Source organism: Yaniella halotolerans DSM 15476, from assembly GCF_000420805.1.
Lineage (GTDB): Bacteria > Actinomycetota > Actinomycetes > Actinomycetales > Micrococcaceae > Yaniella > Yaniella halotolerans.
Genome location: NZ_ATVQ01000001.1, coordinates 1,100,387 through 1,114,961, shown reverse-complemented (window position 1 = coordinate 1,114,961; position 14,575 = coordinate 1,100,387). Strand labels below are relative to the sequence as shown.

Annotated in this window: 11 protein-coding genes; all 11 read right to left on the bottom strand. The window is 54.8% G+C overall.

Going from position 1 to position 14,575, the window contains the following annotated elements; translation table 11 throughout:
* Window positions 1-106: 106 nt before the first annotated feature.
* A complete protein-coding gene (locus G583_RS14540) occupies window positions 107-556 on the bottom strand; it encodes a hypothetical protein (RefSeq protein WP_022870177.1) in 450 nt (149 codons plus the stop codon).
* A 121-nt stretch (window positions 557-677) separates the two neighbouring features.
* Window positions 678-1,898 carry a Swt1 family HEPN domain-containing protein gene (locus G583_RS0105425; protein ID WP_022870176.1) on the bottom strand — a complete coding sequence of 407 codons (1,221 nt, stop codon included), beginning with the start codon at window positions 1,896-1,898 and terminating at the stop codon, window positions 678-680.
* A 378-nt stretch (window positions 1,899-2,276) separates the two neighbouring features.
* Complete coding sequence (locus G583_RS0105420) at window positions 2,277-3,404, bottom strand: McrC family protein (protein WP_022870175.1); 1,128 nt, start codon at window positions 3,402-3,404, stop codon at window positions 2,277-2,279.
* A 31-nt stretch (window positions 3,405-3,435) separates the two neighbouring features.
* Window positions 3,436-6,789, bottom strand: coding sequence for an AAA family ATPase (locus G583_RS16260; RefSeq protein ID WP_022870174.1), 3,354 nt, complete (start codon window positions 6,787-6,789; stop codon window positions 3,436-3,438).
* A 104-nt stretch (window positions 6,790-6,893) separates the two neighbouring features.
* Window positions 6,894-8,384, bottom strand: coding sequence for an aldehyde dehydrogenase family protein (locus G583_RS0105410; protein WP_022870173.1), 1,491 nt, complete (start codon window positions 8,382-8,384; stop codon window positions 6,894-6,896).
* Complete coding sequence (locus G583_RS0105405; protein ID WP_022870172.1) at window positions 8,381-9,076, bottom strand: HD domain-containing protein; 696 nt, start codon at window positions 9,074-9,076, stop codon at window positions 8,381-8,383. The genes G583_RS0105410 and G583_RS0105405 overlap by 4 nt, the downstream gene beginning before the upstream one ends.
* A gap of 40 nt (window positions 9,077-9,116) precedes the next feature.
* Window positions 9,117-10,433: an NAD(P)/FAD-dependent oxidoreductase gene (locus G583_RS0105400; RefSeq protein WP_022870171.1), complete on the bottom strand. Its 1,317-nt coding sequence runs from the start codon at window positions 10,431-10,433 to the stop codon at window positions 9,117-9,119.
* Window positions 10,434-10,436: 3 nt separating this feature from the next.
* Window positions 10,437-10,757, bottom strand: coding sequence for a 2Fe-2S iron-sulfur cluster-binding protein (locus tag G583_RS0105395; protein ID WP_022870170.1), 321 nt, complete (start codon window positions 10,755-10,757; stop codon window positions 10,437-10,439).
* Window positions 10,758-10,766: 9 nt separating this feature from the next.
* The gene (locus tag G583_RS0105390; RefSeq protein ID WP_022870169.1) at window positions 10,767-11,561 is read right to left on the bottom strand and encodes an SDR family NAD(P)-dependent oxidoreductase; all 795 of its coding nucleotides are present in this window, start codon (window positions 11,559-11,561) and stop codon (window positions 10,767-10,769) included.
* A 39-nt stretch (window positions 11,562-11,600) separates the two neighbouring features.
* Window positions 11,601-13,469, bottom strand: coding sequence for a PEP-utilizing enzyme (locus G583_RS0105385; RefSeq protein WP_022870168.1), 1,869 nt, complete (start codon window positions 13,467-13,469; stop codon window positions 11,601-11,603).
* A 14-nt stretch (window positions 13,470-13,483) separates the two neighbouring features.
* Window positions 13,484-14,572: a PEP/pyruvate-binding domain-containing protein gene (locus tag G583_RS0105380; protein WP_022870167.1), complete on the bottom strand. Its 1,089-nt coding sequence runs from the start codon at window positions 14,570-14,572 to the stop codon at window positions 13,484-13,486.
* Between the last annotated feature and the right edge of the window lie 3 nt (window positions 14,573-14,575).

The window sequence follows — 14,575 nt, the reverse complement described above, 5'->3', positions numbered from 1 at the left end:
GACGCACTGGTACCGAGCAATCTAGGACAGTCCCGACACCACAGTAGCTGAGAGGGTACCAACGAGGGAAGACTATAAGACAAGGTCACGGTGGGAATCATGGTATTTATGTCGAGGGGAAACGAGTTGCATGTGCCAGTGCTGCTATTCTCGACCAGGGCAGAATTTTGCGGGCTGCTGCCGTGCGACTTCGTGGGGGCACCTTGAGGGCTTCTTCGCCCGCAAGCTGCACAACGTCAGGGTCTTCTCCTAAAGCTTCAGCAATCCATAGAGGCATAGCAGGATTGAGTAGACGGTTGTAGGTTGTGCGAGCACTGGTATTTGGTTTCGCTCGAGAATACGCCCCAGACCCTGTGGTGCTCTGGGATTCAAACCAGCCCAGCACGTGGTTTTTTTGATTCCCATACCACCGGCCTGTGTCTGGGGTTTGTTTTCCTCGTTCAGTAGCCCAAGCTAGCTCAAAAGCCTCAGTCATCGGCTGTCCTGCTGGCTGTTGAGCAAGAATCCGCACAAATTGCTCAACGTTAATATCATCGGGTACATGGTCTTGTTGCATATGCCAAGTATGACACATACCGTTGAAAACTACTCTCAGTCCAACGAGACACTCTGTGGTTACGTGCGTTGCGTGGAGCTTTCGTCTAAAGAGCGTAAGCACGGATCGGACTGTGGCTGTATTAGCTGGTGGTACGTTTCTTGGTGTCGGATTGAGCTGGACCGTTGGTAGAAACGGTGAATTTTCCAGTGGCTTTGCGATGTACTTGGCCATTGGTGATGCTGCGTTTGATGGCTAGAGCTAAGTGTCTCCTTGTGGGTCCTATGATGCGCTGTAATCCGAAATGGCTACCTAGAGCGTTGAGGAGCCGAGTTTTATCAAATCTGGAGGGTTCTGCCGCTACTAAGACTTCAACAAGGTTTGCTAGTTCATATGGTGAAATTTCTTGGACTTGGCGTTGTCCGCTGGGGTCAGTTCGAAATAGGCTCCATTGTGCAGGGTTTATCCCCGGCGACCAATAAAACCCGTCCTGATCCCGAACTACGTCAGCATTTTTGAGTTGGTGTACAAATTTTTGGCTGATTTTTTTACTCAGTCGTTTGACACCAAAGGCACGGCCTACTGATGCGACCAGTACGGCTTCTGATATCGGGCCATAATCATCGACCAAGGTTTCAATGGCTTGAATGACTTTCCGTTTCGAGCTTTGACGACGAAGGGTTTCAAGATCCTCTCGATCGCCTATCGGATGTATCGCAATAGGATCCCATGAAATGATCCGCTTCGAAAGCGAGACCTGCTCCTTGGGCAAAGAATGCAGCTTAGGAACGTCAGCCACAGTTGTTTCTACCGCGTGATTTTGTGGCTTCTCTGGGTTCGGAGTATCTACAGAAACAGCGGGGGTGGCTGTTATAGCAGCCTCAGGCGTATGATCGTTCTGGTCTTTCCATAGATACTCCAAGATATCTTCATGAATGGTTTCAAGTGCTTCAACCGTTTCAGGAGCATCAATCAATCTAGCCAACTGTACTGCACTAAATACCGTGTGCATCGCATGAGTTGGTTCTACACTGTCATCTCCATGCGCTAATTGATTGCGATGCAGACGCAACATCTGACCATATGTACTAAACAATCGACTGCGGTTATGGCGATCAAAGGGATGCCCAAGTTCTCCGAGACGTTCGGTCAACATACGAAACTGTAACGCTGGGTCCCGACGATTCAGGGTTCTTGGCGGTTTACCTTTTAGCCGATCTAGTTGGCTAAGCACCTCGGTCCAGGCAAGTTCTGGCCCAAGAATGTCTGCCATGACGTGACTGATATAGGTATCAAGTGCCGGTGCTAATGTATGCAACGCTTTATCCACCCATTGCCGCGACAAAATACGCTCGTTATTCATACTCGCCTTCACAATCAATACCTTCGGTACCCGTTCACTGCATGCAAGCAGCAATCTAGACAACTTCTAAAAGACTACCGAGAATAAATCAATCACGCATCAGCGTCTCTAATACGCTTCCAGAATGTGCTGGCAACCCGTACATCTTGGTGTACGAAGCGAACCGCGGCAAAAAGTCGCGCCCGTATTTCTTTACCCAACGAATACGGATTCTTGAGGTTGGCCATACCCGCTATGTCTGGTTCATTTGCGCTGAGCTTTCCAGGCAAGAAAATCGAGCAGCCGTACGTCGCTGAGCTCTGTGCCCCAAGTTGCTAGATGATTCTTTGTCTAAACGGTGAGGGAATCGTGTTGAATGGCCGAGGCTGTGGTGTCTTCTTAGAAGCTGAGCGCCCGACGTGTCTTCTCAATGAGTATGCTCCGCGCTTCTTCGGCCGAAAGATCTAACGAGACAATGTGGATTGTCGCTCCGAGTTGTTGGATAGTGATCGTTTCGTCCTGAGCACCAATGCCCGCATAAATAAGGAAGCCCTCTTGCAGGCCTGTGGCTGTAAGGTATGCGAGCATTTGGTAAATATCGTTCCGATCGGCGCCTGCATTGCGCATCGAGTGTTGTGGGAGCACCTTATATTTGACGTCTCCGACGAATGTCCAGATTCCGGCACGTTGAACGGCTAAGTCTGGCTGTAGTTGGACGCGTCGGGTCTCATCAAGCCAGAGGTAACCGTTCCAACTGTTGCGCATTTCGTGCTGGTTGAGACCCCATGCCCGGCGAAGGGTGTCTCGAATCCATCGTTCAATTATATGGGGCATGTTAATGAAGAAGCCGGGCACGGCTTCTTCACCAAGTTCGTGATCAACTCGTCCAAAGGACAGGATCAGGGTTGCCAGAGAAACAGCTTGTCGGTACCACTGGTTGTGACGCGTCCAGACGATATCGTCGGCTGTTCTGAGTGGATCACGGAGGTTCGCAACGTGCCTGACATCGCGAAAGACATGATGCGCTTGCTGCCGGGTAGCGTCACTGAGATGCGGATCGGTTCGTAGTTTTCGGAGTACCGCTGCCAGGACCTGGTTTTCCGGGGTGTCATCGTCAAATACATCGGTTTCAACAGTCACGGGCACTGGCCTAAGTTGGCGAATGGTTTGCGGTATCAGCAGTTTGCCACGTACGAATCCGAGGCGCTGGCGCTCGCGACGATAAGAACGGTGCATTCCCTGTTCGAATGTGCGGTGACAAGCCTGGATGAACAGTGCAGCAAGTGCATCGCTGATGTCGTGCTTCGATCGTGTCGCGGCGTCAACATCAAGCCAGTCGTAGGGGTCAGCAATCTCGGAAATCATCGTCAGCAGACGGTAAACCGGGATCTTGGGTCCTACAGAAATCTTGAGTCCGTCGAGGTCAGCACCGCCAACCCGGGAACCGGGAGTTATACGCACGAGACCGTTCTCAGCTGGTTCAATAACTGCTCGAAACCATTGCTGGAGCTTGAGCTGCTGCGCCATGGTAAGGTAAACGGGCTCACTCTTAGAATGTTCAGTCAGCTGCAGCATCGATATCGCCCGTCAGTGCGTGCGCTTTTAATTGATCGAAAGTTAAACCAGCAATTCGGTCTTTCTGCCCGTAAAAGTATTCTCGAAGCGTTGGCATAACAGTGAAGTCCCAGGCCTGATGAGCAGCTTCTTCGGTCAGTTTGTCACCCAACAGGAAGTGGCTGGGACCGATACTTTGATCGGGATCGTTGATAAGCTCATTGGCGCGTTCGAGCAGTTTTGTGAGCCATTCAAGCTCGGGTGCGTGACGTGTAAGGTGGTGCTCGAGCACATCAGCCATGGGCTGTTCCTCAGGGCGTAGGTCCCGAATGAAAAACCGTCGGCGTAGCGCAGAGTCGATAGCTGCAATGGAACGATCGGCCGTGTTCATAGTGCCGATGACTAGCAGGTTTTCGGGCAACCAGAAATGGTCACCATAGTTCAGTGTCACTGCTTCGTCTCGGTATTCGAGGAGATAATACAGTTCACCAAATACTGCCGGGAGGTTTGCTCGGTTGATCTCATCGATGATGATCACGTAGGTGGCATCAGGTTCCCGGCGTGCCCGTTCAGCTGCTTCAAGTAGAGGCCCGTTGCGTAAGGTGAATGCTCCTGCCGTGCCCTGTTCAGGACGAAGCCCCTGTACGAAGTCTTCATAGGTTGTGGCAGGGTGGAACTGTACGAGGGTGACACGGCGAGGATCTTGTGTCAGAAACTCGGCGAGTGCGCGCGCTATGTAGGTTTTTCCGGTTCCAGGTGGGCCCTGGAAAATGAGTTGGCCTTTACGGTCTAGGAGTGTTCGTGTAGTCCGTAGCCATTCCACGCTTTCATCACTGATGAACGTTAGTTTCTGTGCGAGATCATCCAAGCTGGCCGGGATACGGTGGGGGCGCTCTTGATGAGTGACCTCTGGCTCAACTTCTTCCAAGCTGAAACGCTCGTCGACGATGTCGTCTGGAGAGATATCACGCCGTCCTGCACGCCAGTCTTGGAATGCTGTTTTCACGGCATGGTTCCACCCGGTTTCTTGTGGATCTAATGCGATGACTTCTTGAGCCAGTTCAGCAAGTACGGCAGAGTTCAGTTCTATGCCATCGCGGAAGAACAGACCCCAGCGTAAGGCTTCGATGCACTCTTGCAATGTCATGAAGAGTTCACCAGGTGAGGCATTCGACGAGATGAAAAGTGAAGAAAGTTCACTGAGCAATGTCGAGACTGAGGCGCGATAGTAGACGGGGATGGTGCCATCAATTTCATGGATCACGCCGGTGGCTGCTTCCAAAAATTCGGCGTTTGAGCCGGAGAAACCAACCTCTTCGTGAAGGACATCTATACCGGCGGCGGTCTCCATATCTAAGACGCGGATAAGGCACTTCGAACTCGCAGCCTCATCTTCCCTCATCCATTGCAGGATAGCGCGAGAGGCATCTGTTTGAAGTTCGCGAAGCGGCACCATGAGGAGGGGCAAAGTGTGCGGTGATAACTTGAGCGGCGTATTCTGCGTGGTGATTTCTTCGAGAAGTTCGGAGTCTTCCAAGATGAGTGAGGCCCATGCAGCCCAAATGCGTAAGCCCTCTGCAGTTCCTAACCAAGCGTATTTGTGTGGTGCAGCGTAAACATTGACTTCGAGACGGTCTCCGTACCGGATATTGGGATCGAGGTAGTTGATCAGATCGTTGGGATTACCGTCTGCTCCGACGACGTCCATAAAGCCTTTGCTCATACGTTGACGATCCGCGGTACTAGCGTTGAGTAGGGCGCGGTCTGGGAAGAGCAAGTGTTCAAGGATGAGCCGCATTGACTGCGAAGCCTGCACCTTTATGCCATCGAGGTGGTCTTGGAATGCCTGCCAGTCATTCAGCACACGGGTACGCTCTTCCACTGTCTGCTTGGCCAGTTTGTGCACGAAGTGGCCAAGGTATTGGAAAATTGCCCAGCGATAGGTGTGGAAGGCAGTGCCTACCCGAATCATCCCGCTATGCAGTACGGTTTCTAGGTCGGCGGGCATCATTGTCACGTCTTCTCGCCATCCAAGGATTTCGTTCACGTGAGAAATTTTCGTCGTGGATTTCATGCTGCTGGGCTGCATGGGCATCGTGTAGATGTACATGAGTTCAGCAGCCAATTGGACCGTTGACGTTGCTGCTGGCTCTAACTGAGCCTTAAGCTTCCCAAGAAATGTTCCGTCGCCTTCATCGGGCCTATTTACAAAATAATTGATGAAACCGTTGGTGGCTTCTTCGTAGTTCATGGGTTCGCCGGAGAAGAGCGAATGTCCTTGTATCAGCGCAGTTCTCCACATCGCAGCGGCATCATAGATTGGATCTGCGGAAGGGCTGGCTCTTCGGTAGGAAGCACTGCCGACGGAGGTTTGTCGTTTGAGGCGTTCGCCTTCTTCTCGATACCGTCGCCAGAAACTTGATGCAAGAAAAGCTTCGTAGTCTTGGTCCTCGTCGTCGAAAATAAAGCGTTCAAGATGTGGAGTCCACTGATTTTTAGGGCTTACGCGCCAGACAGACCAGCGACCTGTAAAAAAGTACCAGACTCGCGAGGTGAACGCGGGGTCCCAATCGACCAGAACACGGTCCTCTTTGATTTCGCGAATTGTTCCACGGGCCTTGATGTTCATGGTGGAGACTGGGATGCCGTGATTCTCAAACGGTAAATCGTCTTCTTTCGTGTATGAAAACTTGATAGCGATGCGGTCTCCGGCTGTCATCTCGAGCGCTAGGCCAGACAGTCCGTCATCAAGGGCCCAGTAGCCACCGTTTACGAATTCGTGTGTCTTATCCTCATTGCCGGTATAGGCACCAACCAGCCAGGTGCTCTTTTGATCTTTCGTATTACTCGACGAAGATACGAGGTATGCTTCGCGCAGTGACCGGACTTTTGCTGGATCGGTGGCTATTTGCTCAAAGAGGTCCGGTTCACGTCGAACGCGTGAAAGAGTTGCAATGCTGCGCAAGCCGTCTTGGACATACTCCGGTAACGCATTTTTGGGAAAATCCGTTACTGTCCATTTAACCGGCTTGCGATGTCGGTGTGTGGGAGCTTCCGGGATGTAGTAATAGTCGCCCGCAATATGACCGATGCGAAGGAATTTACTCTCATCATATGGCGCTACCACGATGTCGCCTTCGGTCACCTCAAAATAAAACCGCCGCAAGGAATGCGCCCATGCGCGAAGCGACCCCATCGAACTGTCCGGGTTCAGCTGTGTCAGGCTTGCCACGAGACTGTCGACTTCAGTCGAGATCCGGTCGAGATTATCAGTGCCATCCCAGCCGATCGAAACAAAACCTCCCTCTTCGAGCTCGCTACTGAAGGTGTCGTTACGGATGAGCCAGACTTTCGTCACAAATTTCCTTCCAAACGGAGATGGGTTAAGCCTAATCTCCGTTTGATAAAAATGCTGTGGGTGATCGCCTAGATTTCATCGCACCAGGGTTCGACATGGGTCCATCAGCGACGGTGGATAGATTTATAGGACAGGTAGGCGGCTAAGCCTTCTGGACCGTATTCGACACCTAAACCAGAATCGTTACGACCACCGAATGGTGCTGCGTGGTTCGATGCGAAGAAGTTGATCCCCACACTGCCGGTGTCTACGGCGTCAGCGACTTCGAGTGCTTTTTCTTGATCACTACCAAAGACAAGGCCGCCGAGCCCAAACTCTGTATTGTTGGCCAAGCTGATCGCATCATCAAGGTCGGTGTATTTCATGATCGTGATAACAGGACCGAAGATTTCTTCGCGGGCAACCCGCATTTCTGGCGTCACATCTGCCAGGACCGTCGGCTGGATGAAGAGCCCGTCTGACAGCTCACCGGTGGCTTTCCCACCACCGGTAGTCACACGGGCGCCTTCTGCTTTGGCTGAGTCCAGATGTTCCAGCACCGACTTATATTGCGACAGGTTGGCAGAGGGGCCGAAGACGGTTTCGGGATCGAGTGGATCGCCTTGGGGTGCAGCGGCAATGGTCTCGGTGACCATATCTACGATGTCCTCGTACCGGGATGCCGGGGCCAGGATGCGGGTGGAGATGTAACAGGTTTGTCCGGTGTTGCGCATGCACGAGCGGATCAGTCGTGCCGACATTTCTTCTAGATCGGCGTCTTCCATCACGATGGCGCTGGATTTTCCACCGAGTTCTAGGGTGACTGGTCGAAGCAGTTCACCGCATGCGGCAGCGATGTGGCGACCTACCGGGGTGGAACCGGTGAAGGCTACTTTGGCGACTTTTGGGTGGCGGACCATCAGGTCTCCCATGCGTCCCGGGCCGGTGACGAGGTTGACCACTCCGTCTGGAACACCGGCTGCGGTGATGGCGTCGACGATGATCCGAAATGACAACGGGGTAGGGGAGGCTGGTTTCATCACGACGGTGCAGCCTGCCAATAGGGCGGGAGCCAGCTTGGTGACCATCAGGTTGATCGGAAAGTTCCACGGTGCAATGAGGGCACAGACGCCAATGGGGTCCTTGCGAACCAGTGACTCACCGGTGCTGGCTGGGAATGGTCGTACATCGTCGGTTTCTAGTTCCGGGGCCAGGGTCGCGAAGTATCGGAAAATGCTGGCCGCATTGGCAGCGGCACCGGAAGTTTCAGCAACCGGTGACCCGTTTTCCAAGGTATTGGTCAGGGATAGTTCGGTGGAGCGGGCTTCAATTTCTTCGGCGATGCGCAGCAGCGTTTCAGCGCGCTGCGTCGGTGTCGTGGCCGCCCACGGCCCGGTGGTGAATGCGGTGTGTGCTGCGTTGACAGCGGCGTCTACGTCGTCCTGATTTCCCACGGGCACCGAGCCCCATACGGTATTTGTTGCCGGGTCGGTGACTTCGATTGTGTCCTGGCCGTGGCTTGGCTGGTAGGTGCCGTTGATGAAGTGGGTTGTAACGTGACGGTAGGGGAGATCGAGGGTGTCACGGGTCTGGTGAGTAGTGGTATCAAGTGTCATCGAAGCACTCCCGTTTTCATGAGGTCGCGGGAACGTTCAAGGTCAGCCTGTGCCATTGCAATGGCTGCTTCGGTAATGAGTTCCGGGATAATTTCGTTTTCTAACCGGTCGGTGTAGTAGTCGGGGGTTTGGTCGAACCAACCGGAGGCCAGTGCGATGCCGACCCGGTCGAAGCGCCAGGATCGATCAGCGTCACGCATCAGGGCGTCTTCGAGGCTGTGGGCTTCCTGCCGGGTGTCATGGCCATCGATGATGGCGCAAACTCGTTCGATAAAGCCTTCGGAGTAGCCGAGGTCAGGCAGGACTCTTCTGGCGACCAGACAGCCTTGGACTTCGTGTTCATAGCGGATGTCTGCTTGTCGCCAGTCGCCGCGGAAGCCTTCGGAAATGATGCGGTCTTCATCGACGTGGGCCCAGCCGGTGTCATGTAACAGCGTGGCGACGAGCACGAGCTCACGGTCTGCTTGCGGGTATGCATCGCATAGCCGGTGGGCGTAGGCTACGGAAACTGGTAGGTGAAAATCATTGCCGCGGGCTCGAGTTTCTGGGATGACTGTTTGCCATAGGGCATTGAATTCGTCGGTATCCGGAGTGGTGTCTATGGGGCTGGTGTCGATGGGACCTTCTGCGGGGATGGGCCGCTGCGCATACTGCTGGGCAAATGCTGCAGTTTGCTCTTGTAGTGTCGACATGATCTGGACTTTCTCCAATAGTGTTCTGTGTCTGTGGGGTTTAGGCGATCAGCGTTTTCAGCATGGTCGAAACCTCGGCTGCTGCTTCTGGGTCGATGTTCTTGCCTTTACCCAGTGCTTGTTTGACCGCCATGAAATCCAGTGGGGCATTCGCACAGTCGGCGGCAATAATTTGGCCGTCGCGGTAGTACAGCACACTGAATTTTCCGCGGTTGGTATCGTCACGGACCACGGTTTGATCGAATCCGGTGGATAGGCCAGCAATTTGTAGTTTGATATCTGCTTGATTCGACCAGAACCACGGAATGCCGGCGTATTCTTCGGATCTGCCCATCAGCGAATAGGCCGCAACTTTGGCGTGCTCGATCGCGTTGTTGACGGATTCCATGCGGATCCGCTCGTTGGTGGGGGAGCCGGGTACCGGATTGGGCATATTGGCGACGTCGCCGGCCACGATGGTGTTGCCATCAGAGGCCAGGGCGTGTGCGTTGACGACGATCCCGTTGTTGATTTCGAGCCCGAGGATATCGGCAAGCTGGGTATTGGGGACCACCCCGATACCGATGAGCACAATCTGGGCAGCAACTTCTTCGCCGTTGGTCAGACGGACTGCTTTGACGTCGCCGTTGTCATCGGCCAGGATCTCATCGATCTGTGCTTCGAGCCGGATATCCAGGCCCCGGTGTCGATGTTGGTTGAGGAAGTACTGACTGGTTTGTTCCCCGACGGCACGGCCGATAAGTTTCGGTCCGTGTTCTAAGACCGTGACGTTTTTGCCGAGTTCGTGTAGGGATGATGCGGCTTCTAGACCGATGAACCCGCCGCCGACCACGACCACGTCTTTGGCTTCGGGCACGAGTGCTTTGAGTTCAATGGCATCGTCGGCGTTGCGAAGGTACACCACCCCCGGCAGGTTGCCGCCGGCCACCTCGAGGCGTCGCGGGCTTGCACCAACGGTCAAAGCCAGTCGACGGTATGGGTAGGTCGCACCTGAGCGGCCATAGGCAATACCGGCGCCCGGGTGCTGTTGGTCGCGCTGAATGTCATCGATCCGCTCGTTTTTGATCAGCGTGATGTTGTGATCGATCCAGTACTCGTTGGTGCGGAAAATCAAGGACTCGGAACCGACCTTGCCCTGCAGATACTCTTTGGATAGGGCAGGACGCTGGTACGGTCGGTGGTCCTCATCGCCGAGCAGCGTGATGTGGTCATCGAAGCCCAGCGCTCGCAGTGAGATGGCCAGTTGGACGCCGGATTGGGAAGCTCCGATGATCAACAGGCCGGTAGCCTGATCGGCCGCTGGGGCTTGGGCACCGGCGTATGAGGGAACGGTTTGCTGATCTGTGGACACGGTCATGACTTACACCTGAGTTTCTGGGGTCGTGACATGTACCTCGGTATCGGCACCGAGTTTGAGCTGGCACGACAGTCGAGAGTTGTCCTCACGGTCTTCGGTCGTGCCGTAGAGCATTTCGTCTTCCATCTCAGACATGGGCGGTACCTTGTCGGCGTCAGCCTCATCGAGAAAGACATGACAGGTTGCACACGAGAGTGAACCGCCACATTCGGCAACGATGCCTTCCAGTCCGTTGCGGACTGCAGTTTCCATCACCGAATCGCCTTCGTTTGCGTCCAACGAGGTGGTGTTTCCTTCGTAATCTGTGAAATGTACTGTTGACATGAAGTTCTCCTAGATAAATTGGCGGCCACCGTCGACGACGATGGTCTGTCCAGTGACGAACGACGAATCCGGGCCTGCCAAAAAGAGTGCTGCGCCGACAATGTCGTCGGGTTGGGACGCGCGTTTGAGCGCCCCGCGCTGTACTCCGTAAGACGCGGCATCATCCATGAGTCCGTAGCTTGCTTCGGTGAGCGTGAAGCCCGGGGCGATGGTATTGACGTTGATGTCGCGGTGTCCCAGCTCTTTGGCCAGCACACGGGTGAGTCCGATGACGCCGGCTTTGGATGCCACGTAGTGGGCCCACTGTTCTGAACCGGAGTACACGGTTGCACTGGCTAGGTTGATCACCTTGGCACCGGCTGTCAGGTAGGGGCTGAACGCCCGGGTGACCATCCAGGGCCCTTTGAGATTGACCCCGAGCACCTTGTCCCATTCATCCGGGTCGATGTCCTCGAATGAGCTGCGGTTGATGGTCGCGTAAATCGCGGCGTTATTGACGACAGCGTGGACGGTTGTGCCCAGTGATTGAGCGTATTCGTTGACCTGTTGGGCCATCGAGTTCGTTGAAGCGGTATCGGTGACATCGGCGGTGAATCCGGCAGCGGTACCGTTCGCTTCGGTCACTGCTTGCACGGTTTCTTCAATGCCGTCGGGAGCGATATCCACTGCGGCAACCGGGTACCCCCGGCGGGCGAAACCAAGCGCAAAGGCTCGACCAAGCCCGCCGGCTGCACCGGTGATGACCACGGTGCCCAGACCACCGGAGGACTGGTGCAGGTCTGAGGTCTCAGGTGTTTCAACCACGGGGTCTACCTTTCGAAGTGGTCAGTCAGTTTGGTTCAGTTAGGCGGTGGCGTGGGAATGCGCGCCCGGACCGGAAACCTGTGTTGGTTTGTCGCCGGAAACGATTTCCACGGTGCCTTTGCCGCCATCGACGATGAGCTGGTCACCGGTTTTGATGGTGGTCGAGGCGTTGCCGGTACCCGTCACCGCGGGCAGGTCGTATTCTCGACACACGATGGCTGCGTGGCTCATCATCCCGCCGATATCGGTGACGGTCGCCTTGATCTTGCCGAAGATCGGACCCCAACTCGGGGCAGTAATCGGTGCGACCAGAATCTCACCGGGTTGAATCTCCGAGAGCTCATCGGCGTGCATGATCACTCGAGCGGTGCCTTCGACTTTTCCGGGGGATGCAGCCATACCTTTGAGCTGGCTTGCGTCCTCGTCGTCGCCAGCGAGCCACTGGTTGACCTGCTCGGTTGTGATACCCCACAGCATGCGGGTAAACGGTTCGGTGATCGACTCGGGCGGAGTATTCAGCGCCGGAGCTGGACGTGCAGTTTTGAGCGCATCGACGATCTTGCGGCGGCGTTCAATTTCCTTTGGCCACTTCACAGCACCGATCGGAGCCTTAGCACCGACGCCGTGGAACATGACGACGTCGAAGAGGACATCGCGGATCTCATTGCGATTGAGATACAGCATGTCGTCGGCGGTTTCCCAGAGGCCCAGGTCGGCCAGCATGGTGCCAAGTTCGCGGACTTTGCGCCAGAAGACGCCCATGGTCCAGTGCTCGATGTAGAAGTTGTGGTTTTCTACGTACGGGTAGGCGGTGACGGCCAGCTGACGTTTGGACTCGAACACTTGCTGAGCTTCCGCATCGAGGAGGTCGCGATATTCTTCGACGATCCGTTCTTTTTCGACGATGAGGCGCTGGGTTGGGCGCATAATATCGTCGCCGTTATCTAGTCGGCGAATGTAGTCGGCAATAAAGCCCAGCGGAATGTCGAGGTGTTCGATCCAGTATTTATCGTGACCGTAGAAACCGTTGCCGATGGTGAAGTTGAACCACGGATCTTGAGCTTGTTTCCACTGCTCGAGCCACTGCTGTCCACCGTCCATATTGGCGATGGCGTCGAGTGTGGCATCGGCGTCATGGGTCTGGTCAAAGGCCGACTGTAGGTTGAGTTCGACGGCAGTTTTGGCCAGGTGCTTGAGCTCGTCGTCCGGGCGGAAGAGCTCCATATCAACACCCTGGACCATGGCTGCGATCGACTGGTCTGGGATATTGGGGAACGCCTCTTTACAGAAGTTAAAGAAATCCAGGTAGGCGATATAGCCCAGATTGAGGAACTCGAAGTGGTACTGCCAGTTCTGATAGGTCAACTGGATGAGGCGATCATAGTTTTCCATGAGCCGTTCGGAACCATCCATCGCCTTGCCCGATGTGATGTCTTCAAAAGGGACCTTCTCCGGCAGCGGAGAGAAGTCGAGCGCCTCGATCTCGGCAATGGTGTTTTTGACCTTGGTGTGCCACTGGGCCAGGAGGTCTTCCCAGTTGGCAAAATAGTGGCCGACCCGTGCCTCGAAGTCTTCAATGCGCTCGGCAACTTCTTCGCCTGGAACCGGTATGGGGGACATGTACAGGTAGCCAAGGTGGACTCGAAAATCGATGCCCTTGGCAGTGGGGATCATCAGGTGTCGGGCGTTGTACTGGCCCAGGCACTTGACCGCGAATTCGCCGCCGATGGTTTCGAAAGGTTTGAAAACGGTGGGCCAGTGCTGGGAATCACAGAACCAGAACTTTTCGTCTTCCTGTTCTTTCAACTCATCCTGGAACACCAAATAGTACGGGTAGATGTCTTCCCAGCCTTCGGCACCTTCCGGGACCGGTAACTCAGACGGTTTTGGAAACGATTTCATAGTCATGGGAGATGTGCCTTTCAAGATTTCAAGAACGAGGCGGTCATAGAGGAAATGGAGGAACCGATACCCAGCGAGGCCGCAAATCCGCCGCTTGTGGCAGCGGGCTTTGCTGCGGGTTTCTTGGATGAATGAACGGTTTCTGGGCGGGACTGCAACAGCAGGATGTTTTCACCGTCTGGCAGATCTGCATCCACCGACCACTCGATATCCTGGGGGGTGCCGTAGTGTTTCTCGGCTCGCTTGGCCAGTTGAGCAACAGCGGTCAACTGTTCATCGGTCAGACTGCGGACCGCACGACGATCGGCATCTACTTCGCGTTCGATCAGGCTATTAGTCGTCACATCGGGGATCAGCTCAACGTGTTTCTCCCCAATGTGCTCGGAGACGATGTCCAAGGTGACTTTGTCGAGCTGGATATTATCCGGTGTGACGGTGCCCGAGACCACCGTCTCGCCTACGCCGTAGGAAGCATCTACCGTGATCTTGGAACGGTCCCCGTTGGTTGGGTCCAGTGTCATCGCAACTCCGGCAGCGGAGGAATTGACCATTTTCTGAACCACAACCGCCATGGACAATCCGTCATTCGGGATGTCATTTTTCAAACGGTAGAGAATCGCCCGGGACGTGAACAGCGATGCCCAGCACAGGCGGATGTGTTCGGTCACGGCGTCGTAGCCGTTGAGCCACAAGTAGGTATCTTGCTGGCCTGCAAACGATGCATCCGGTAAGTCTTCGGCCGTTGCAGACGACCGAACAGCAACCGGCACCTGCTGTTCGAATTGGGCCTGAAGCCGGTTGTAGGCGGTATGGGTGGCCTCGCGCACGTCATCCGGTACCGGACATTCCAGGATGAGCCCACGAATCTTGGCGCTGATCTCATCAACGTCGGCAACGTCGTCGACATCCACCGATTCCAGGAGTTCATTGATCTGTGCGATCAGGGAGGTGCCGATAAAAGCGTCGAAGGCAGCGGTGGTAATGACAAAACCGGGTGGTACAGGCATGCCCGCTGCGGTCATGGTGACTAACGAAGCGCCTTTGCCACCAAGGGTTTCAAGCTTAGGCTCGATGCCGTCATCGAAGTGCTCGATAAATGCATTCGTCATGGT